General features: G+C 50.6%; 16 protein-coding genes. 15 read left to right on the top strand and 1 reads right to left on the bottom strand.

Features of this window, described 5'->3' with window-relative positions; genetic code table 11:
* Positions 1-124: 124 nt before the first annotated feature.
* The 15 genes from mnmG (at position 125) to glmS (ending at position 14,927) form a co-directional block, all read left to right on the top strand.
* Positions 125-2,056, top strand: a complete 1,932-nt coding sequence (gene mnmG, locus E6Q52_RS04165) for a tRNA uridine-5-carboxymethylaminomethyl(34) synthesis enzyme MnmG (RefSeq protein ID WP_292819026.1) — start codon at positions 125-127, stop codon at positions 2,054-2,056.
* Positions 2,053-2,679 (top strand): 16S rRNA (guanine(527)-N(7))-methyltransferase RsmG, encoded by a 627-nt coding sequence (rsmG, locus tag E6Q52_RS04160; RefSeq protein WP_292818875.1) that lies wholly within the window; start codon positions 2,053-2,055, stop codon positions 2,677-2,679. Before mnmG ends, rsmG begins: the two co-directional genes overlap by 4 nt.
* Positions 2,679-3,440 carry an AAA family ATPase gene (locus E6Q52_RS04155; protein WP_292818873.1) on the top strand — a complete coding sequence of 254 codons (762 nt, stop codon included), beginning with the start codon at positions 2,679-2,681 and terminating at the stop codon, positions 3,438-3,440. The genes rsmG and E6Q52_RS04155 overlap by 1 nt, the downstream gene beginning before the upstream one ends.
* A gap of 47 nt (positions 3,441-3,487) precedes the next feature.
* The gene (locus E6Q52_RS04150; RefSeq protein ID WP_292818872.1) at positions 3,488-4,348 is read left to right on the top strand and encodes a ParB/RepB/Spo0J family partition protein; all 861 of its coding nucleotides are present in this window, start codon (positions 3,488-3,490) and stop codon (positions 4,346-4,348) included.
* Positions 4,349-4,495: 147 nt separating this feature from the next.
* Entirely contained in the window at positions 4,496-4,888 is a 393-nt protein-coding gene (locus E6Q52_RS04145) for an ATP synthase subunit I (protein ID WP_292818870.1), read from the top strand.
* Between the two features lie 29 nt (positions 4,889-4,917).
* Positions 4,918-5,754, top strand: coding sequence for a F0F1 ATP synthase subunit A (gene atpB, locus E6Q52_RS04140; RefSeq protein ID WP_292818868.1), 837 nt, complete (start codon positions 4,918-4,920; stop codon positions 5,752-5,754).
* Positions 5,755-5,801: 47 nt separating this feature from the next.
* The gene (atpE, locus tag E6Q52_RS04135; protein WP_018987204.1) at positions 5,802-6,068 is read left to right on the top strand and encodes a F0F1 ATP synthase subunit C; all 267 of its coding nucleotides are present in this window, start codon (positions 5,802-5,804) and stop codon (positions 6,066-6,068) included.
* 78 nt (positions 6,069-6,146) lie between these two features.
* Positions 6,147-6,617, top strand: coding sequence for a F0F1 ATP synthase subunit B (locus E6Q52_RS04130; protein WP_292818865.1), 471 nt, complete (start codon positions 6,147-6,149; stop codon positions 6,615-6,617).
* 17 nt (positions 6,618-6,634) lie between these two features.
* A complete protein-coding gene (locus E6Q52_RS04125; protein ID WP_292818862.1) occupies positions 6,635-7,171 on the top strand; it encodes a F0F1 ATP synthase subunit delta in 537 nt (178 codons plus the stop codon).
* A 16-nt stretch (positions 7,172-7,187) separates the two neighbouring features.
* The gene (gene atpA, locus E6Q52_RS04120; RefSeq protein WP_024930194.1) at positions 7,188-8,729 is read left to right on the top strand and encodes a F0F1 ATP synthase subunit alpha; all 1,542 of its coding nucleotides are present in this window, start codon (positions 7,188-7,190) and stop codon (positions 8,727-8,729) included.
* Positions 8,730-8,758: 29 nt separating this feature from the next.
* Positions 8,759-9,628: a F0F1 ATP synthase subunit gamma gene (gene atpG, locus E6Q52_RS04115; RefSeq protein WP_292818859.1), complete on the top strand. Its 870-nt coding sequence runs from the start codon at positions 8,759-8,761 to the stop codon at positions 9,626-9,628.
* Positions 9,629-9,708: 80 nt separating this feature from the next.
* Positions 9,709-11,145: a F0F1 ATP synthase subunit beta gene (gene atpD, locus E6Q52_RS04110; protein WP_292818856.1), complete on the top strand. Its 1,437-nt coding sequence runs from the start codon at positions 9,709-9,711 to the stop codon at positions 11,143-11,145.
* A 72-nt stretch (positions 11,146-11,217) separates the two neighbouring features.
* Positions 11,218-11,643 carry a F0F1 ATP synthase subunit epsilon gene (locus tag E6Q52_RS04105; protein ID WP_292818853.1) on the top strand — a complete coding sequence of 142 codons (426 nt, stop codon included), beginning with the start codon at positions 11,218-11,220 and terminating at the stop codon, positions 11,641-11,643.
* A gap of 73 nt (positions 11,644-11,716) precedes the next feature.
* A complete protein-coding gene (gene glmU / locus E6Q52_RS04100) occupies positions 11,717-13,087 on the top strand; it encodes a bifunctional UDP-N-acetylglucosamine diphosphorylase/glucosamine-1-phosphate N-acetyltransferase GlmU (protein WP_292818850.1) in 1,371 nt (456 codons plus the stop codon).
* A 4-nt stretch (positions 13,088-13,091) separates the two neighbouring features.
* The gene (gene glmS, locus E6Q52_RS04095; RefSeq protein ID WP_292818847.1) at positions 13,092-14,927 is read left to right on the top strand and encodes a glutamine--fructose-6-phosphate transaminase (isomerizing); all 1,836 of its coding nucleotides are present in this window, start codon (positions 13,092-13,094) and stop codon (positions 14,925-14,927) included.
* Between the two features lie 37 nt (positions 14,928-14,964).
* Here glmS and E6Q52_RS04090 read toward each other — a convergent pair whose 3' ends face one another.
* Complete coding sequence (locus E6Q52_RS04090; RefSeq protein WP_292818844.1) at positions 14,965-21,453, bottom strand: filamentous hemagglutinin N-terminal domain-containing protein; 6,489 nt, start codon at positions 21,451-21,453, stop codon at positions 14,965-14,967.
* Positions 21,454-21,594 lie beyond the last annotated feature (141 nt).

Here is a 21,594-nt window from a genome sequence, read left to right as displayed (position 1 = left end):
ACCGTAATAAATGTGTATTAAAACATGAAACAAATGAATCAAAGTAGTGAATTAAATGACCATTTGATTAGTTTACGCTAAAATCACAATTCTTTTTAAATCAAACAGTTCAAGATTATTTATGATGGACTTTCCTGATCGATTCGATGTCATTGTGGTGGGTGGTGGCCATGCCGGTACTGAGGCTGCGCTGGCGTCTGCCCGCATGGGGCAGAAAACACTGTTGTTGAGCCACAACATTGAAACCTTGGGGCAAATGTCCTGTAACCCTTCTATTGGCGGTATTGGTAAAGGTCATCTGGTTAAAGAAGTGGATGCACTTGGCGGCGCCATGGCTGCCGCAACCGATGAAGGTGGCATACAATTTCGTATCTTGAACTCAAGCAAAGGCCCTGCTGTACGTGCAACACGTGCACAGGCTGATCGCATCCTCTATAAGGCTGCTATTCGTCACCGCTTGGAAAACCAGCCTAACCTGTGGCTTTTTCAGCAAGCAGTGGATGACATTATTCTGCAAGGCGACAAGGCTGCAGGTGTTGTCACTCAAATTGGTCTGCGTTTTTATGCTAAATCCGTGGTGCTAACTGCAGGCACGTTTTTGGGTGGCTTGGTGCATGTGGGTTTGCAAAATTACAGCGCAGGTCGCGCCGGAGATCCGCCAGCAATCTCGTTGGCTGCGCGCTTACGTGAAATTGGCCTCCCGGCTGGGCGTCTAAAAACCGGCACCCCACCCCGGATCGATGGTCGCACGATTGATTATAGTGTGATGACTGAGCAGCCTGGTGATACGCCAGTGCCGGTGTTTTCATTTTTGGGTAATGTCGCGCAACATCCACAGCAATTGCCTTGCTGGATTACCCATACCAATCAGCAAACGCACGACATTATCAGAAGTGGCCTTGACCGCTCGCCCATGTACACGGGTGTCATCGAGGGGGTTGGGCCGCGCTATTGTCCTTCGGTGGAAGATAAGATTCATCGCTTTGCAGATAAAGAATCACACCAAGTGTTTCTGGAGCCTGAAGGCTTAACCACCCACGAGATTTACCCTAACGGTATTTCGACTAGTTTGCCATTTGATATTCAGTTGGGCTTGGTACGTTCGATTCGTGGTTTGGAGAATGCGCACATTTTGCGCCCCGGATATGCCATTGAATATGACTACTATGACCCAAGAGGCTTGAAGTCGACTCTCGAAACCAAGACCGTCCGTGGCTTGTTTTTTGCTGGACAGATCAATGGCACAACCGGTTATGAAGAGGCTGCAGCGCAGGGCTTGCTGGCGGGGGCAAATGCAGCTTTGTTTGCGCAAGACAAAGAAGGCTGGTGCCCTTCCCGCGAACAAGCCTATCTTGGCGTGTTGGTGGATGACCTGATTACAACGGGAGTGAATGAGCCCTACCGTATGTTTACCAGTCGCGCGGAGTACCGTTTGCAATTACGTGAAGATAATGCAGACATGCGCCTGACTCAAAAAGGTCGTGAGCTGGGATTGGTCGATGATGTACGTTGGGAGGCTTTCTGTAAAAAGCAGGAAGCGGTTGCGCGTGAGCAGGCTCGCTTGAAGCGTACTTTTTTGCAACCGGACAACGATCAGCCCGCAGGTCAACATCCCATTGTTTCACGTGAAACACAGGTGGCCATTTTTGGTAAGCCGTTGGAGCATGAGTATTCATTGTTTGAATTATTGCGTCGACCAGAAATTGCTTATCAATCACTGTTGAATCTTGTGCCTGCGCCGGAAGTGTTGGCGGAAGATGTATTGGAACAAGTGGAAATTGCCGCCAAGTATCAGGGCTATATTGACCGGCAAAATGAAGAGATTGCCCGCCAGAAAAATAGCGAAAGCATCAAGCTGGGTGATGCCATTGATTACAATGATGTGCATGGGCTAAGTAATGAAGCGCGACAAAAGTTGTTAGCGCAACAACCAGAAACGATTGGGCAGGCAAGCCGTATACAAGGCATTACTCCAGCCACGATTTCTTTGTTACTGGTTTATCTGAAACGTAAACACAAAAAACAAAGCCAATCAGGCGATATTGCAGCAGCATGATACATTTGTTGCCGCAATTAACCGCCGGTATAGAGGCGCTTGGTTTACAATCTGTGGTAACTACAGAGATGCAAGAGCAATGCCTTGCATATTTGGCGTTGCTAGAAAAGTGGAATAAGGTTTATAACCTGACCGCGGTGCGTGACCCGCAAGACATGCTGGTATTGCACTTGCTCGATAGCTTGAGTGTGTTGCCTTATATTCAGTCGGGCAGTTTGCTCGATGTGGGCAGTGGTGGTGGCTTACCTGGCTTAGTGGTGGCGATCACGCGACCAGATGTGCAGGTGACTACCATTGATACGGTGCAGAAAAAAGCAATTTTTATGCGCCAGGTAAAGGCGGAGTTGGGTTTGTCAAATGCACAGGTGGTGCACGGCCGCGTGGAGGCTTATCAACCACCCTCGCCTTTTACGCAGGTGATCTCGCGTGCTTTTTCCGATATTGCTTTGTTTAAGCAGTTGACTACGCATTTGATCGCGCCGCATGGCCGCTGGTTGGCAATGAAGGGGGTGGTGCCAACCGATGAGTTACAGCAAGCGGGCGTGTTTCCTAAAGAGGTCATCCGTTTGCAGGTGCCACACCTGCAGGCAGAACGGCATTTAATTGTGTTTGAGAATACATAATGAAAATAATCGCAATCACCAACCAAAAAGGTGGCGTTGGCAAAACGACTACTTGCGTCAATCTGGCGGCTAGCCTGGCCGAACACGGCAAAAAAGTGTTGTTGGTAGATTTGGATCCGCAGGGCAACGCCAGCACCGGTAGTGGCATTGATAAGACACATTTAAAAGACAGTATTTACCAAGTGCTGATTGGTAATAAAACCATGCAAGAGGTGGTGATACATGCGGAGGCGGCCAAGTTTGATGTTGCGCCGTCTAACCGTGACCTGGCCGGCGCTGAGGTGGAGTTGGTGAACGAGATGGCACGTGAAACGCGTTTGAAAAATGCCATTCTCAAGCTGGGGGATGATGCCTATGACTATGTGTTATTGGATTGCCCGCCTTCGCTCAACCTGGTGACAGTGAATGCGCTAACAGCCGCGCATTCGGTGATGATTCCCATGCAGTGTGAGTACTATGCACTCGAGGGGTTATCAGATCTGGTCAATACTGTGAAGAAAGTGCGCGCTCACTTAAACCCGGTGCTTGAGATAGAAGGCTTGCTGCGGACCATGTTTGATAATCGCAATATGCTGGCACAGCAGGTATCGGCACAACTGGTGAGCCATTTTGGCAAAAAGGTGTATCAAACCATCGTGCCGCGCAATGTGCGGCTGGCAGAAGCGCCCAGTTATGGCATGCCGGTATTGTTATACGATCGCTCGTCCAAGGGTGCGCAAGCTTACCTCGAGTTGGCACAAGAAATTATCCAGAAAAATTAATCGTCGAAAATCGACACTTTTAAGACTCATTACAAGGAAGTAGCAGTATGGTGAAGCCCAAAGGACTTGGACGCGGACTAGACGCATTGTTATCAGGCGATACGGAAACGATCACCCAATCAGATAGCTTGCGCACCCTCCCCGTTGGTCAGTTGCAGCCGGGTAAATATCAGCCACGCTCTTATATGAACGAAGAGGCACTGCAGACGCTGGCAGACTCGATCGCGGCACAAGGGATCATGCAGCCTATTCTGGTGCGCGAAATTGCGGCGGACAAATTTGAAATTATTGCCGGTGAACGTCGCTGGCGCGCCTCGCAAAAAGCCGGACTCACTGAGGTGCCGGTCTTAGTGCGCGAAATCGCCGATGAAGCCGCTTTGGCGATGGCCTTGATTGAAAACATCCAGCGTGAAGACCTCAACCCGTTAGAAGAAGCCATGGGCATCAAGCGTTTGATTGATGAGTTTGACATGACGCATGAAAAAGCCGCGGCAGCCGTTGGTCGCTCGCGGGTGGCGGTGTCTAACCTGTTGCGTTTATTAACGCTGACGCCGATGGTGCAAGACATGTTGCTGGATAACCAGATTGATATGGGGCATGCCAGGGCGTTGGTGGGTAGCGAACCCGCGCAGCAAATCTTGCTCGCCAACAAAGTCGTGCAAGAGGGTTTGTCGGTGCGTGAGGTTGAGCGTTTGATTCAATCTGAACCTGCGGCGGGTAAAAAGGCTAAGCAGGCGGTAAATCCCGATGTCGCTTCTTTACAGAATCAGCTGAGCGAGCAATTAGGGGCCGATGTTTCTATCAGCAGTAAAGCCAGTGGTGCTGGTGTGTTAAAGCTGAGCTTTTCAAACCTTGATCAACTTGATGATTGGATAGCGAAACTGACCGATAATCGCCTGAAATCGTAAGCGAAATCGATCAAAGCAACCAGAAACCAGATTTTTCCAGCACATTCAGTCAGTTAACGACTGTTTGGTGCTTGACTTCGGCGAGTGAATAATTCAAAATCTCGCGTCTTTGGTGTATTTTGTCTTGAATTTTAGCGGGTAAACCCCATGAGTGGTCAACAAAACACTGCGGCAGGCATGTCGCTCTATAGCAATATGTTGCGTTGGCAGGTGATGGCGACAACCGCTGTCACATTGATTGCTTATGCTGTAGGTGGTTTACCAGCGGCATTATCCGCTTTGATGGGTGGTGTTTCTGTGGTGATTGGTGCATGGTTTGCAACAAGAATCGCAGAAAAAGGCCGTGAAAAAACAGACCCGACAGCAGTTTTGCTCAATTTACTCAAGGCTGAAGCAGTAAAAATAGTCATCATCGCGATTATCCTGTTTGTGGTTTTCAAGCTGTATCAGGCATTGGTGCCTTTCGCACTGATCGCTGGCTTGGCAGCAGCGGCACTTTTTTCAGGCGCCGCACTGGCAAAATCACAAGTAGATGTGTAGACACGTTAATTTAAAATTAGTTTGAAAATATGACAACCGAACACGCACAAAACGTAGAACTCACCCCTTCTGAATATATCGCGCACCATTTGAGCTTTAATGCCCAGGGTGTGAACGGCAATACTGCCTCTGAAGGTTTCTGGGTGTTGCACTACGACACCTTGTTTACTTCTGTGGTGCTCGGCCTGCTGGTGATGGGCTTGATCTGGTGGGTGGCACGTGGTGCGACCGCAGGCGTGCCAACCAAGCGCCAGGCTTTTGTTGAGTTAGTATTTGGTTTTGTTGATGACCAAGTCAAAAACATTTTCCACGGTGACCGTCATTCATTTATCGCCCCGACTGCCCTGACTGTGTTTATCTGGGTGTTGGCCATGAACTCTATGGACTTCCTGCCAGTCGACTGGATCGCGGGTATCGTCTCATTCTTCGGTGGCGAGCACGCAAAATGGCGTATCGTCCCGACTTCTGATATCAACACCACCTTTGCTTTAGCATTGGCTGTGTGGTTCTTGATGATTTACTTTTCAATCAAAGCTAAAGGCTTGGGTGGCTGGATTCATGAACTGTTCTGTGCCCCATTCGGCAGCAATCCGCTGGTGTGGCCTGCCAACTTCCTGTTCAACCTGATTGAATACGTTTCAAAACCACTTTCTCACTCATTGCGTCTGTTCGGTAACATGTACGCCGGTGAAATCATCTTCTTGCTGTTGGGTATGTGGGCAGCCACCGGCCTGACCGGAACCGTGTTTGGTGCCATTCTGGGAGCTGGCTGGTCTATCTTCCACATCCTGATTGTGGCATTGCAAGCGTTTATTTTCATGATGCTGACTGTGGTGTATTTGGCCATGGCGCATGAGTCGCACTAGTTTTTAACTTTGTCGTTGTTTTAATTCTTTATAAGAGAGGGTATTAAATGGAAGCATTAGCATTGATTCAAGCCTACACAGGCGTTGGTATTGGTTTGATCATTGGTTTGGGTGCCGCTGGCGCTTGTATCGGTATTGGTATCATGTGTGCAAGTTTCCTGGAAGGCGCAGCTCGTCAACCAGAAATGATCCCAGCCCTGCAAGGTAAAGTGTTCCTGCTGTTGGGTCTGATCGACGCATCTTTCATTATCGGTGTTGGTCTGGCAATGATGTTTGCATTTGCAAACCCATTGTTGAGCGTTGTTGCTAAGTAATTTTTACTCGGTAATCTCCGCCCGGTAGGGTTTAAGTGTGACTTAAACCTTTCAACCAATCAGTATGATGGATCCAAAATGAATATTAATTTCACACTCATCGCGCAAGCTATCGCATTTGCAGTGTTGATCTGGTTCACGGTGAAATTCGTTTGGCCACCGCTGTTAAAAGCGATTGAAACACGCCAAAAGGAAATCGCAGATGGTTTGGCTGCTGCCCAAGAAGGGAAAAGTGCCCTGGAAGTGGCTGCCAAAAAATCTGAAACCACACTGAACGAGGCCAAACAAAAGGCAAGTGAGATCATTGGGCAAGCCGAAAAACGCGCCGCTCAAATCATTGATGAAGCCAAGGGTAACGCCAAAGCTGAAGGTGATCGCATTATTGCCGGTGCCAAAGCTGAAATCGATCAGGAAGTGAACCGTGCCAAAGAAGGTCTGCGTGCACAGGTTTCGACATTGGCCGTGGCCGGTGCAGAAAAAATCCTGCGTAAAGAGATTGACGCCAAAGCACACAGCGAAATGTTGGCTAAACTCGCTGCGGAACTATAAGGTAAAAGGGATAAAACATGGCTGAACTCTCAACCATTGCAAGGCCTTATGCTGTCGCTGCTTACAAGCTCGGCAAAGAAAACAAGGCTTTAGCAGCATGGTCTGAAATGTTGGCATTGGCTGCGGCAGTCGCGGCAAATGACCAAATGAAAACCCTGATTGATGACCCTAAACTGAATGCCGCTGATGTTGAAGCCGCATTCCTCAAGGTCTGTGGCGACAAGCTCAACGAACAAGGGCAAAATTTGATCAAAATTTTGGTTGAATATGGCCGTTTATCCTTATTGCCTGCCATTGCTGAAGCTTTTGAGGCTTTAAAAGCGCAAGACGAAGGCACCTTGGACGCTCAAATCATTGCAGCTGCCAAACTGACAGCGACACAAACTAAAGATTTGGTGAAACGTCTGGAAGCTAAGTTCGGCAAGAAAATTGAAGCAAGCGTTTCCGTAGATCCGGAAATCATCGGCGGCATCAAAATTATTGTTGGCGACACCGTTATCGACGCGTCTGTCCAAGGTCAGTTACAAAATTTAGCCTATACGCTCACAGCATAAGGCATAGGAGAATTAAATGCAGTTATCTACATCAGAGATTAGCGAGCTCATTAAGAGCCGTTTGGAAAACTTCTCTACTTCTGCGGAAGCCCGTACACAGGGTACCGTGATTTCCGTAACAGACGGCATTGTGCGTATCCATGGGCTGTCTAACGTGATGTCCGGCGAGATGATTGAGTTTCCAGGCAACACTTTCGGTCTGGCATTGAACCTGGAGCGTGACTCCGTCGGTGCTGTGGTTTTGGGTGACTACGAACACATTACAGAAGGCGATACCTGTAAATGTACCGGCCGTATTCTGGAAGTGCCAGTCGGTCCTGAACTGATTGGTCGCGTGGTGAACGCATTGGGTCAGCCTATCGATGGCAAAGGTCCAGTCAACGCCAAGCTGACAGACAAAATTGAAAAAATTGCGCCAGGTGTGATTGCACGTAAATCCGTGTCTCAACCTGTGCAAACTGGCCTGAAGTCTATCGACTCTATGGTACCGGTTGGCCGTGGTCAACGTGAGTTGATCATTGGTGACCGTCAAACGGGTAAAACGGCTGTAGCGGTTGATGCGATTATCAACCAAAAAGGTCAGAACATGACTTGTATCTACGTTGCGGTTGGCCAAAAGGCTTCTACCATTGCCAACGTAGTACGTAAGTTGGAAGAGCACGGCGCGATGGCTTACACCATTATCGTGGCTGCTTCAGCGTCTGATTCTGCTGCCCTGCAATTCCTGGCACCTTATGCCGGTTGTACCATGGGTGAATACTTCCGTGACCGTGGCCAAGATGCATTGATCGTTTACGATGACTTGTCCAAACAAGCGGTTGCTTACCGTCAGATTTCTCTGTTGCTGCGCCGCCCACCAGGCCGCGAAGCTTACCCAGGTGACGTGTTCTACATCCACTCACGTTTGTTAGAGCGTGCTGCTCGCGTGAACGAAGAGTATGTTGAAAAATTCACTAACGGTGAAGTGAAAGGTAAAACAGGTTCATTGACTGCATTGCCAGTGATTGAAACACAAGCCGGTGACGTGTCTGCATTCGTTCCAACCAACGTGATTTCGATTACCGATGGTCAGATCTTCTTGGAAACTGACTTGTTTAACGCGGGTGTACGTCCTGCGATTAACGCCGGTATTTCAGTATCACGCGTGGGTGGTGCTGCACAAACCAAAATCATCAAAAAACTGGGTGGTGGTGTACGTCTGGCTTTGGCGCAGTATCGTGAACTGGCTGCGTTTGCGCAGTTTGCTTCTGATCTGGACGAAGCGACCCGTAAACAACTGGACCGCGGTCGTATGTTTACCGAGTTGATGAAACAGGCACAATACGCGCCATTGAACGTGGCAAACATGGGCGTGAGCTTGTTTGCAGCTAACAAAGGTTTCTTTGATGACGTGCCAACCAACAAGGTATTGGCATTTGAAAATGCATTGCATGGTTTCTTGAACTCCAAGTACAAGAACATCATCGATGCTATCGAGTCCAGCAAAGATCTGAGCGGTGACAACGAGAAGGCATTGGAAGCTGCGATTCAAGATTTCAAAGCAACCAACGCTTATTAATCTCTGACACTTCGACTTAGGAACCTAATATGGCAGGTAGTAAAGAGATTAGAACCAAGATCAAGAGTGTAGAAAATACACGCAAGATCACCAAGGCGATGGAGATGGTGGCTGCTTCTAAAATGCGTAAAGCGCAGGACAGAATGCGTGCTTCCCGCCCCTATGCGGATAAAATCCGTAACGTGGCGGCTCACCTCTCCTTTGCACAATCAGAGTATCGTCATCCGTTTTTAATCAAACGTGACGTGGTGAAAAATGTGGGTCTGATTGTGGTCAGCTCAGACAAAGGCCTGTGCGGTGGTTTAAACACCAACGTATTGCGTTTGTCATTAAACCAGATGAAAGCCTGGGAAGCTGAAGGCAAAGGCATCAGCGTCAGCGCGATCGGTAACAAAGGCTACGGCTTTATGAACCGCATTGGCGCCAAGGTGCAATCACATATCACTGGTTTGGGCGATACTCCGCATCTGGAAAAGTTGATCGGCACCATCAAGGTCATGCTGGACGCGTACATTGCCGGTGAAATTGATCAGCTTTACATCTGCTATACCAAATTCATTAATACCATGAAGCAAGAACCGACCATGCAACAACTGTTGCCATTGACCGGTGAGCAACTGGGTAGCCCGAACGGCCATTGGGATTACATCTATGAGCCTGAAGCTAAACCAGTGGTGGATGAATTGATGACACGTTATATAGAGTCACTGATTTACAACGCAGTGGCTGAAAACATGGCGTCTGAGCAATCTGCCCGTATGGTAGCGATGAAATCTGCTTCCGATAACGCGAAGAGCGTCATTGGTGAGCTGAAATTGGTTTATAACAAAGCCCGTCAGGCGGCGATTACCAAAGAGATTTCAGAAATCGTCGGTGGCGCAGCAGCGGTTTCGTCCTAAGGCGAGCGTCTTAAAGCATATCGTTTAAGCGCTAGTGAAAGAATTCAATTAGATCTGACTCATACAGTTAGGAAAAGAAAATGGCAAAGGCAAATCAAGCAGTAACAGGTAAAGTAGTGCAGTGTATTGGCGCTGTGGTTGACGTGGAATTTCCACGCGATCAAATGCCTAAAGTATTCGATGCATTGATTATTGATGCAACAGACACCAATGCAGAAGCCGGTTTGACACTGGAAGTACAACAGCAATTGGGTGACGGCGTGGTCCGTACCATTGCCATGGGTTCTTCTGATGGTCTGGCACGTGGTACCGCATTCAGAAACACAGGCTCAGCGATTTCTGTGCCAGTGGGTGAAGGCACTTTGGGCCGTATCATGGACGTATTGGGTCGCCCAATCGATGAAGTCGGTCCTATCGACTCTACAGAATTCCGTTCTATCCACCAGAAAGCCCCTGCTTTCGAAGACTTGTCACCTTCTGTTGACCTGTTGGAAACTGGTATCAAGGTGATTGACCTGGTTTGCCCGTTTGCTAAAGGCGGTAAAGTTGGTTTGTTCGGCGGTGCGGGTGTAGGTAAAACCGTGAACATGCTGGAATTGATTAACAACATCGCTAAACAGCACTCTGGTTTGTCCGTGTTTGCTGGTGTGGGTGAGCGTACCCGTGAAGGTAACGACTTCTATCACGAAATGGCAGATGCAGGCGTAATCAAGCTGGACAACATGAAAGAGTCCAAAGTAGCGATGGTGTTCGGTCAGATGAACGAACCTCCAGGCAACCGTCTGCGCGTTGCACTGTCTGGCTTGACCATGGCAGAAAAATTCCGTGACGAAGGCCGTGACGTGTTGTTCTTCGTGGACAACATCTACCGTTACACTTTGGCTGGTACAGAAGTATCTGCGTTGCTGGGCCGTATGCCTTCAGCGGTGGGTTACCAACCTACTCTGGCTGATGAAATGGGCCGTCTGCAAGAGCGTATTACTTCGACTAAAGTGGGTTCTATTACATCTATCCAAGCCGTTTACGTACCAGCGGATGACTTGACTGACCCATCACCAGCAACGACTTTCCAACACTTGGACTCTACTGTTGTGTTGTCACGTGACATCGCCTCTTTGGGTATCTACCCAGCGGTTGACCCACTGGACTCTACTTCACGTCAGCTGGATCCATTGGTAGTTGGCGAAGAGCACTACGCCGTTGCACGCTCAGTACAACAAACGCTGCAACGTTATAAAGAGTTGCGTGACATTATCGCGATTCTGGGTATGGACGAACTGTCTCCAGAAGACAAGCTGGCCGTAGGCCGTGCACGTAAAATCCAACGTTTCCTGTCACAACCTTTCCACGTGGCTGAAGTGTTTACTGGCGCGCCAGGCAAATACGTGCCACTGAAAGAAACCATCAAAGGCTTTAAAGCGATTGTGGCTGGTGAATACGATCACTTGCCAGAACAAGCGTTCTACATGGTCGGTGGCATTGAAGAAGCCGTTGAAAAGGCTAAAACACTGAACTAATCGTGATGATGCGGGCATCGTTTTAACTTTGCCTGCATGATCAATTTTCAGTGACATAGAAAAGAGAACATTATGGCAAATACAGTGCATATCGATGTTGTGAGTGCCGAAGAGTCCATCTTCTCTGGTGAAGCCGAGTTTGTGGTTGCACCAGCTGGCGCAGGTGAAGTGGGTATTTATCCACATCACGCACCGATGATTACCACCATCAAGCCAGGCGCATTGCGTATCAAGCAAACTGCCCAGCAAGAAGAAACTGTGATTTATATTTCTGGCGGCATGCTGGAAGTACAACCAGGACTGGTGACAGTGCTGGCGGACACAGCGATTCGTGGCCAGGATCTTGATGAAGCAAAAGCCATCGCCGCGAAAGAAGCCGCAGAAGAAGCATTGCGTAACCGTTCTTCAGAGATCGATTACGCCGCTGCGCAGGCTGAATTGGCAGAAGCGATCGCACAAATCCAGGCAATCCAGAAATTGCGTAAATCTGTGCACTAGATTCCTGTGGAGTCTGGCAATAAAACAGGCGGCTTTCGAGCCGCCTTTTTTGTTTCTGCGCTAAAATAACAGCATGACTGATTTGAATATTGTAATTCTCGCAGCGGGTAAAGGCACACGCATGCGATCGGACCTGCCTAAGGTGTTGCATGCGGTGGGTGGCAAGCCTATTCTGCACCATGTGATTGCCGCGGCACGCCTGCTGAATCCACAAACCATCACCGTGGTATATGGTTTTGGGGGCGAACAAGTACAACAACAGACGCCGGGGGATGACTTGCAATGGGTATTGCAAGCGGAGCAACTCGGCACCGGACACGCGGTACAACAAGCCCTGCCTACCCTGCCCGATCAAGGTAAAACACTCATTCTGTTAGGCGATGTGCCATTGGTCGATGTGGCGGCTTGTCGCGAGATGCTGGCGCAGGCAGATCAGCATCTGGTGGTACAAACGTTTATCAAACAAGACCCAACGGGTTATGGCCGCATCGTGCGCAACGACCATAATGAAGTGGTGGCGATTGTCGAGCATAAAGATGCCAGCGCAGCCCAGCGCACCATACAAGAAGTGAATACCGGCATCATGGCGATGCCAAATGCGCAGCTCAAATCCTGGCTAGCCAAGATCAGCAACCAGAATGCCCAACAGGAATATTATTTAACCGATATTATCGCGCTATCAGTGAATGAAGGTAGTGCGGTGTTGCCTCATGTTGTCGCCGATGCCTGGTCGGTGACAGGGATTAATTCCAAGCTAGACTTACAACAGATCGAGCGTGAGTATCAGTTGCGACAGGCAACCGTGTTGATGACTCAAGGCGTGACTTTGCTGGATGCGCAGCGGATTGATATCCGCGGCACACTGACTTGTGGCCGCGATGTTTTGATCGATGTGAACTGCGTGTTTGAAGGCGATGTGACGCTGGAGGACGATGTAGAGATTGGCCCGCATTGTGTGATCAAAAATGCAGTGATTGCCAAAGGCACGCGCCTGGCGGCGTTTACGCATATTGATGATGCCAGGGTCGGCCCAGGCAGTAAAATCGGCCCGTTTGCACGTTTGCGCCCAGGCACCCAACTGGCGGCAGAGACGCACGTGGGTAATTTTGTTGAAATTAAAAATGCCACGCTTGGGCATGGCAGCAAGGTCAATCATTTAAGCTATGTGGGTGATGCCAGCATTGGCGCAAACGTGAATATCGGCGCAGGCACCATCACTTGTAATTATGATGGGGCGAACAAACATAAAACCATCATTGAAGATAATGTGTTTGTTGGCTCGGATACACAATTAGTGGCGCCATTGACTGTAGGCCGTGGTGCAACGATTGCCGCAGGCTCAACCATTACCAAAGATGTGCCGGCAGAGAGCTTAACGCTCTGCCGCGCACGCGAACAAAGGTCAATTCAAGGATGGAAACGTCCACAAAAGGTGAAAAAATAAGCGTATGTGCGGCATTGTCGGTGCGGTCTCCAACAGAAATATTGTTCCCCTCCTGATTGAGGGGTTAAGCAGGCTCGAATATCGCGGCTATGACTCGGCCGGGATTGCGGTGCTCAATCAAAGTATTGAGCGTGCACGCGCCGTTGGCCGCGTGTCAGAGTTGCAACTCAAAGCAGAAGGCATGCATAGCCAGGTTGGCATTGGCCATACACGTTGGGCCACGCACGGCGGCGTCACAGAGCAAAATGCGCACCCGCATGTGTCGCCGGCGCAGGACAATGCACAGATTGCAGTCGTGCATAACGGGATTATCGAAAACCACGACGAACAACGTGATCGCTTGAAAGCGCTCGGCTATCAGTTTTATTCACAAACCGATACCGAAGTCATTGCGCATCTGGTGCATTACTATTATCAGCAAAGCCGTGACTTGTTCACCGCAGTGAAACAAGCCATTGCAGAATTAACTGGCGCCTATGCCATCAGCGTGATTGCGCTGGATCAACCACAGCAAATGGTCGTTGCACGCCTCGGTTGTCCATTGCTGATTGGCCTGGGTGAAGGCGAAAATTTTGTCGCGTCTGATGTGTCAGCTGTGCTGTCTGCCACGCGTAAAGTGATCTACCTCGAAGATGGCGATGTGGCGACGCTGCAAACCGATGCCGTCGTCATCGTCGATAAGCAAGGTGAAGTCGCACAGCGTCAAGTGCATATGAGTGATGTGTCGCTGGCTTCGCTGGAACTCGGCCCTTACAGCCACTTTATGCAAAAAGAAATTCATGAGCAACCGCGCGCGATTAGCGATACGATTGAGGCGCTGATTGACGATGGCGCGTTCAGAAGCGAATTGTTTGGTCAATCTGCCGCGGCAGTCTTTGCGCAAGTGGATAGCGTGCTGATTCTGGCCGCAGGCACCAGTTACTATGCCGGGCTCACCGCCAAATACTGGCTGGAAAGCATCGCAAAAATTCCGACCTCGGTAGAAATCGCCAGTGAATACCGTTACCGTGAATCAGTACCCAATCCTAAGCAGCTGATTGTGACGATTTCACAATCGGGCGAAACGCTGGATACCATGGAAGCGCTCAAACATGCGCAGAAACTGGGGCATACCCATAGCCTGGCCATTTGCAACGTGCAGGAAAGTGCGATTCCACGCGCCTCATCCCTGATTTTCTATACCCGCGCTGGCGCTGAAATCGGTGTTGCCAGTACCAAGGCGTTCACTACACAATTGATTGCTCTGTTTGTGTTGGCGGTCACTCTGAGTAAAGCGCGTGGCCTGTTGAGTGAAGCGCAAGAGCAGCAATACTTATCCGACTTGCGCCAACTAACAGGTGGCGTGCAGATTGCCTTGAACCTCGAGCCACAAATCCGCGAATGGGCGCATCGCTTTGGGGATAAAGACCATGCCTTGTTCCTGGGCCGTGGCGTCCACTTCCCAATTGCGATGGAAGGGGCGCTCAAGCTCAAAGAAATCTCTTATATTCACGCCGAAGCCTATCCGGCTGGCGAGTTAAAGCATGGCCCATTGGCCCTGGTCGACAGCAACATGCCGGTGGTGGTGATTGCGCCTAACGATGCCCTGCTGGAAAAAGTAAAATCCAACATGCAGGAAGTCAAAGCGCGCGGCGGGGAATTATTTGTGTTTGCTGATGCTGACAGCCATTTTAAAGAATCTGAGGGCGTACATGTGATTCGTACGCCACGCCATGTCGGTGTGCTCTCGCCTATTTTGCATGCGATTCCGGTACAGTTGCTGGCTTATCACGCCGCCTTGCTCAAAGGCACCGATGTGGATAAACCACGTAATCTCGCCAAGAGCGTGACGGTGGAATAACCATTTTTGAAAATAAAGGCCGGGTAATCCCCGGCTTTTATTTTTCTTGCTGGCGCCAACGGCTTGTTAACCTGGTTAATTCGTCCTCATGATAGGAGAGACGGCCAGCAAAAAATGGCGGCTGCAGACTGTAGCCGCCACTGGCGCCATTTGCCGTAATGGTGCTAGTAAACCCGTGATGCAAGTAAGGGTTGATATAAAAGTCTGTGAGCGGCATGACGGTGGTTGGCTCAGCATGGTTGATTGGCGGAACAATGTCACCAGATAAGTGATTGAAAACGCTGTAACGATAGCCAAACACCGGTTTGCCAGTGTCCGTGACAAACCCCATCGGCGTATAGCTGAGCTCTACGACTTTTGAGCCGATAGTCGGGCTGTCGTAATGCACGTCCACCGTTGCTGATGTGATGCTATCGCCGTTAAAAATTCCTGTCGTCGTGTGCTGATACGGGGTGGCCGGTAATTGATTGTTGCCGTCATAGACTTTGTTGATATTGCCGGCAAAGGTCATCACGACTTCGGGCTGTTCGCTAAATATCAACCCATTTTGGTTGCTGCTCAGTGTGTCGCCTGGTGATTTTCCATAATCAATAAAATCATAACTGGCATTGATCGCACGCCCAAACTGCTGGTCTTGCCGATGGTCTGCATAGATTTTCCAATGGCCAGCATTGTCTGCCTGCAAGGCATGGTTGTCGATATTCTCAACGTTACCGCCAACCGTCAGTACGATCGCCGTCTCGCTGGCTGCATGGCTGATCACATCCCCTGCCAGCCGCAGGTCTTGCTGCGAGGTGGCATACCAGCTCAGAGCGCTCCCGGCGAGCGTGACATTTTGCTCGCCCGTTAACACCACATTGCCGCTGGCTGTCGCCTGGTAGTTCAAGTCCATGGCGGCGTGCACAGTGACCTCTTCAAGTGTGCTATTTAAAATCTGCGCTTGGCCCGCGCTATGTATGTCCAGCAGGCCAGACACCGTGGTGTCAGTCAGCGCGGTATCGCCAGTCGAGGTAATCGTCAGGCCTTGATGAAAAATCCCTTGTACCGCTGCGGTGCCGGTAGCATCGACGACGGCTGTACTTGCATACTCACCGGTCAGCTGGATATCTTTACCAGATAAAAGTAACGCGCTGGCAGCATCAGACACGCTACCTGACGCTGTCATATTGCCAGATTGTGCCGTCAGCTGTACGTTGCCACCTGCGGTAAAACTGGCGAGGCTGATGTTATTGGCGTAGGTCGCCACCAGCCCGCCCTGCGTACTGACGACGCCTTGCGATTGATACAGATTGGCGCCGCCGGCATTGATTTGGCCATTATCGGCCGAAACGTTGGCCGTGATGTGGGTATCGCCTACGCCATTCATCGGTGCCAACACTGGATCATAGTTAACGTCTGAGCGCAGGATAAGGTTGCTGCTGCCGTGCACCGAGACGGCATGGGCAATGTTCAAATCATTACCCGCATATAAACGCACGCTGCCACTGGTGGCGTTTGACGTAATCTCACCACTGGTTTGTAAATTACACGCTGCTATAACGGTTATCGCGTTAGCATTTCGTGCAGAAAAATTTAAATCGTTTTGATCATTGAGTGTGACTGTGCCCGCGTTGGTAAAATTAACCTCTTTAAAATCATTTTGTAGGTTGTTAGCAGTGAATGATCTGGCACCGACATTGGCATTGACCACAGTATTTTTTGCGTCGACCACACCGCTGACCGTGAAATGGTCAATCCCAAATGTACTTACCTCCACGGTAGGCGCGCTGAGGGTCAGGCCGCCATTTAAAGCCACTAACCCATCCACATAAAACGTCTCTCCACCGAGATTTAACATCGAACCTGTATTGGTCGTCAGTCTGTATATGGGGTCCAAATTGCCAATCGAGCCGTCAATATTGATGATGCCGCTGGTATTAAAAGCGAGTTGATAGTTATTTGCGTTAGCGGTGTTGATATCACCATGAATGCTAATCAGCCCAGCTGTCGCCGATATTGCGCCGGTGCCAGCATTGCTATTGATATCGGTATTGGAACTGATAAAAAAATCACCGTTGACAGTGATGTCACCGCCATTCCCCCCGGCGCCCGTGCCGGTGGCATTGCCACCGTAGGTCCTCATCGTGGTGCCGTAGATTTGCGCTGCAGACACCACAATACTCCCGCCCAGCCCGCCGTTGCCGTCAGCCCCATTCGCTTGACTACCGTTCGCCGACAGCGAGGATACGGTAATTTTATTGCCTGCGCTCAGCGTGATATTGCCACCACGCATGCCGCTGCCATCTGTCACGGTGGCACCTGCACTATTGATGCTGTTTGCGATGATAATGCCTGATGCCTGAATAGAGACATCGCCGCCAGCCGCGTTTTTCCCGCCGTAGGCGGTGGTTGCGCCTGTCAGGGTAATATCGCCTGCCGTATTCACTATAGACACATTGCCTGACCTGACTGCGGTGTAGTTGTTGGATGTACCTGTGCTATTGGCTGTATTGACAGTGCTCAGTGAGATAGCCCCTGTGCCATGATTGCTGATTGAGACATCGCCCCCATTTTGTGTGATTGACGAGAGGCCGTTTGCTGCGCCGCCGCCGCTGGTAATCGCCCCCAGGCTGACGCCATTGATGGCATTGATCGTCACTGCGCCGCCCTTGCCAACCGTGGAATTGTCAGAGGCGGTGTTGGCGCCCGCAGTATTGATTGCGCCAGTCACCACCATGCCCGTGGCATTGATGGTCACGTTGCCGCTGTCGCCCGCTTTAACACCAGCCAAGGTGGCTGATGATGTGTTGGACTTGGTTGTGATGGCGGCGAGATTGATATCTTGTGCGTCAATGTGGACGTGACCGCCGTCTGCAGAGACACCGGTTGTCGTGTCAAGTGTGCCTGAAGTGCTGATGCTGCCCAGAAAACTCACTTGGTTTTGGGCGACGATGCTGACATTGCCGCCATTGGTGGTGATGTTTCCGGCATTACGAATGAGGTTTGTACTGTTTAAATTGATAGACGAATTTTTATTGGCAATCAGGTTGGCTGCCAGCACGATATTGCCATTGCCGGAGGTTAAGCTGGTGTCAAAACTACTATTGATGGTACGAATATCGCCGATCACATTGAGGTCGTTGACCGTGTTGACACGAAAGTAGCCGTTAGCGGCGGCGGCACTGAGGCTGAGTGCGTTTTTATCGTATACATTGACATTGCCAGCCGTGGTGAAATTGATGCTATTAAAGTCGTTATTGGTATTGGTTGCGCTGAAGCTGCCTGCCTGGCTTGAGACCGTCAGTGTACCAGGCGAAGTGACCGTATTTGCAAAGGTGATTGCACCGCCTTGGGCTGAGGATATACTGGCATCGCCTGCAAAGATGACATTGTTGCCATAGGTTTGCGCTAACTGTGTTTTGATCGCTAACCCGTTCGCGATATAGGTCGTGCCCATGCTGCCGGTGTTCAGTGAGTAAAGCTGCGACACATTCCCCACCGCTGAGTTCAGGTATATGCCGCCCCCGACGTTAAAGTTAACCGTCACACAGCAGGCCGTGCTATTGGAGTTCAGGGTGCCATTGATAAAAACGTTGCCGTTGGCGGTGGTCCTGAAGGTCGGGCCCACGGTCTTTACTGTTAAGGCATCGTTGTAAGTTTGATCTTTTAAGGTCGTGACAAAGTTGACACCATTGACCTCGGTGCTGCCAAGTGCGTCTGTTGTTAAAGCGTTGAGTTGTTTGAGTGTGCCTACATTTTGGGTAAACACCGTTTTGCCGTTAGTATTTAAAGTGAGATCGCTGTAGTTTGCGGATGCCGAGTTCAGCGTGCCATTAAAAGTAATGGCACCCCCGGTCCCACTGCTGCCAGCGTTGCCACTCAAGGCGGTGATTGCGCTGCTCACACCATCGGCATAGGCACTGCCATTCAAGGTCACGGCGCCACCCGTGCCGCCTGTGGCCGTGAGCTGGGTGGTGGTGATGGCGCTGCCAGACAAGGTGATGGTGCCTGCGTTTTTCGGGCCTGCAATGTTCACTGCAGTGCCGCCGCTGGTATTGATGGTGGCGATATTGACCGCGCCCGTGGCGGTGACGGAGACATTGCCGCCGACCGTGTTGATATTGCCAGCAGTATTGATGGAGGTGACCGTGACATTGCCCACGGTATTAGAAACAGTCACACTGCCCGCACTCGGGCTGCCTGTGCTGGCGATGCCATTCGCACCTGCCTGATTGCTCACCGCGCCCAGCGAGACATTGCCAGCGGTGGTGTTGCTAATGGTCAGGCTAGCGGCGCTACCGCCAGCCAGGGTGTTTGAAGGCACTCCGCTGCTGGCCAATGCATTGCCCCCTAGCATAGAGATGCTGGAGGTTGTGATGCCGTTCGTCGCGCTGATGCTGATATTGCCGGCTTTGCCTGGCGCTGCGCCATAGGCATTGGAGCCATTTGCGCTCAAGTTACTCACAGATACACTGCCATTGGTCGCGGTTAAGGACAGATTGCCCGCGTTGCCGCCATTTTGTGTCACGGTATTGGTATTAGAGAGCGATCCCGAGGTGTTGATCGCGTTGACCACAATAGCCCCAGCATTAATGGTCACGCTGCCACCATGGTTCGCATTTGCCCCAGCGAGCACGCTAGTGATGGATCCACTACCAAGGTTAAAACTGCCGGTGCTTGCCGTCGTCGCCGAGAGTGCGCCTATGGTGCCGCCTTGCGTCAGATGAAATCCCGCCAGGATATTGGCGTTATTGGTACTTTTGATATTGGCTCCATACAAGGTCAAGGCGCCACTACCATATTTGATGTTGCCATTTATGATCAAGTCGCCCGCGCCATCATGCGTGTTTCCTGCGCTTGTGTCCGCCATTAAGGTCAGCGTGCCAGACGCAGAGGCATTCATACTTGCTCCAGGGGCGATGGTGATGTGATTGCCCGCGTACATTTCCAGGTTAACATTTGACTTGCCGGTGGCGGTATTGACATCAAATAGGGCATTGACGTTGATATTATTGGTTGCCTGCAGCACGATGGTGGAGCCTGCAGCAACTCCGGCGAAGCTACCACCAGCCGCGACATTAAACGTGGAATCGAGGCCAGAGTCATCGGTATACGCCTCGGTCTGGTCTACGCCAGCATTAAAGCCCGTGGTATTTGCGCTTGCACCGCTCACTAAATTGATATTGGTTGGATCGAGTAATAAGGTCCCTGCCTTACCATTGGTCGCGCCGACATCAACATGACCGGCAAAGTGCAGAGATTGCTTGCCGGAAACCTCGGCAAAGCCGCCAGCCCCTTGTAAATGGCCGCCGGTGGCGATGATGTTGCCGAAAAACTTTGTTGAGCCATCTGCCCACACCACCACCTGACCACCTGAACCGATGTCGCCCGCACTGGCATTCAATGTCACCTGCTCGCCAACAAACGTGGTGCGCGCATTGTACAAATCCGCTTGCTTTCCCTGGAAGCCACCGCCGATAAACAGATGGCCGCCCGCTTTTGTCCCTGAGACATCGATGTGCGTGCCATTGAACAACGCAACCTGTTCGCCGGTGACGGCGATTGTCCCGCCTTGCGCGCCGTTTGCATGCATTTCACCGCCAACGGCCACTTGTGCGTGGTCGCCGCCTTCCAGCACGATGCTGCCATCTCTTTCGGCCAAGCTATTCGCCTGAATAACACCCTGCATATTAATAGCAGCGGCACGTGCACTCGTCGCCAACTGCACATTGCCACCATCGGCTTGAATCGTCCCTGACTGATTGACCGCTGCATGCACCGCATCGCCCGTCAGCTTGGTCTTGACCAGGCCGTTACCAAAAAAGTCCAGATAGGCCTCATTGCCTGCCGCCAGCGCAACACTGCCCTGTTGCGCGGTCAGATGGCCGTCGTTGCTGACGGTATTGGCCAGCAAAACGATGTACCCTTCGTCTTGTGTTTTAATGATCCCCAGATTTTCAACGGCATGAGTACTTGTGCCACTAAAGCGATAGTTGGCATTTAAAAAGTCTGCATCATTGATATTCAGGGTAGAGGCGACAATACTGCCCACATCCACTTGGGCGTTGCGGCCAAAGTAAATACCATTTTGATTCACCAGAAATAAACTGCCGGTCGCGGACAATGAGCCCAGAATGCGCGAGGCATCCTGGCCAATGACGCGATACAAGGCGATGCCGCCCTGCGGCTGGATAATCGAGACATGTTCATTGGCATTAATATTAAAACTGTCCCAATTGACAATGGCTTTGTCAGAGCTTTGTTGCACCAAGGTGGTATTGCCGGATACCGACACTTCTGTTTGGCCATAAACTGAATGAAAGCCGCTTGGATTGGCGGCTAATGGCCTGGCGTAAAAGGCCAGTGTCAGCGCGCCCACCAGCAGGCTATATTTCAATAATTGATGGCTAGCGCTTGGTATGGCTTGAGAACAAACACGGCCTGATGAGCGCGATTTGCAAGCGCCTGACACGATCTCTGCGACCACGACAAACGCATTTAATGCGGTGCTCCACTTGACCTTGTAGCGGTGGTTGAACAATCTCATGTTTTCTCAGGATATTTGTAATAAGATAAATACATGGCAACGCCTGACCGTGACTAAATCGCCGCTTGCGGCATGTTTAGCGTTTGCGATCACGGTAATTGCCCGTTTATTTTTTCTCACATAAATTTCTATTATTAAATT

Source organism: Methylophilus sp. (assembly GCF_008015755.1).
In the GTDB taxonomy this organism is placed as follows: domain Bacteria; phylum Pseudomonadota; class Gammaproteobacteria; order Burkholderiales; family Methylophilaceae; genus Methylophilus.
The sequence above is the reverse complement of the archived record's forward strand: the minus strand, read 5'-3'. Positions and strand labels throughout refer to the sequence as shown.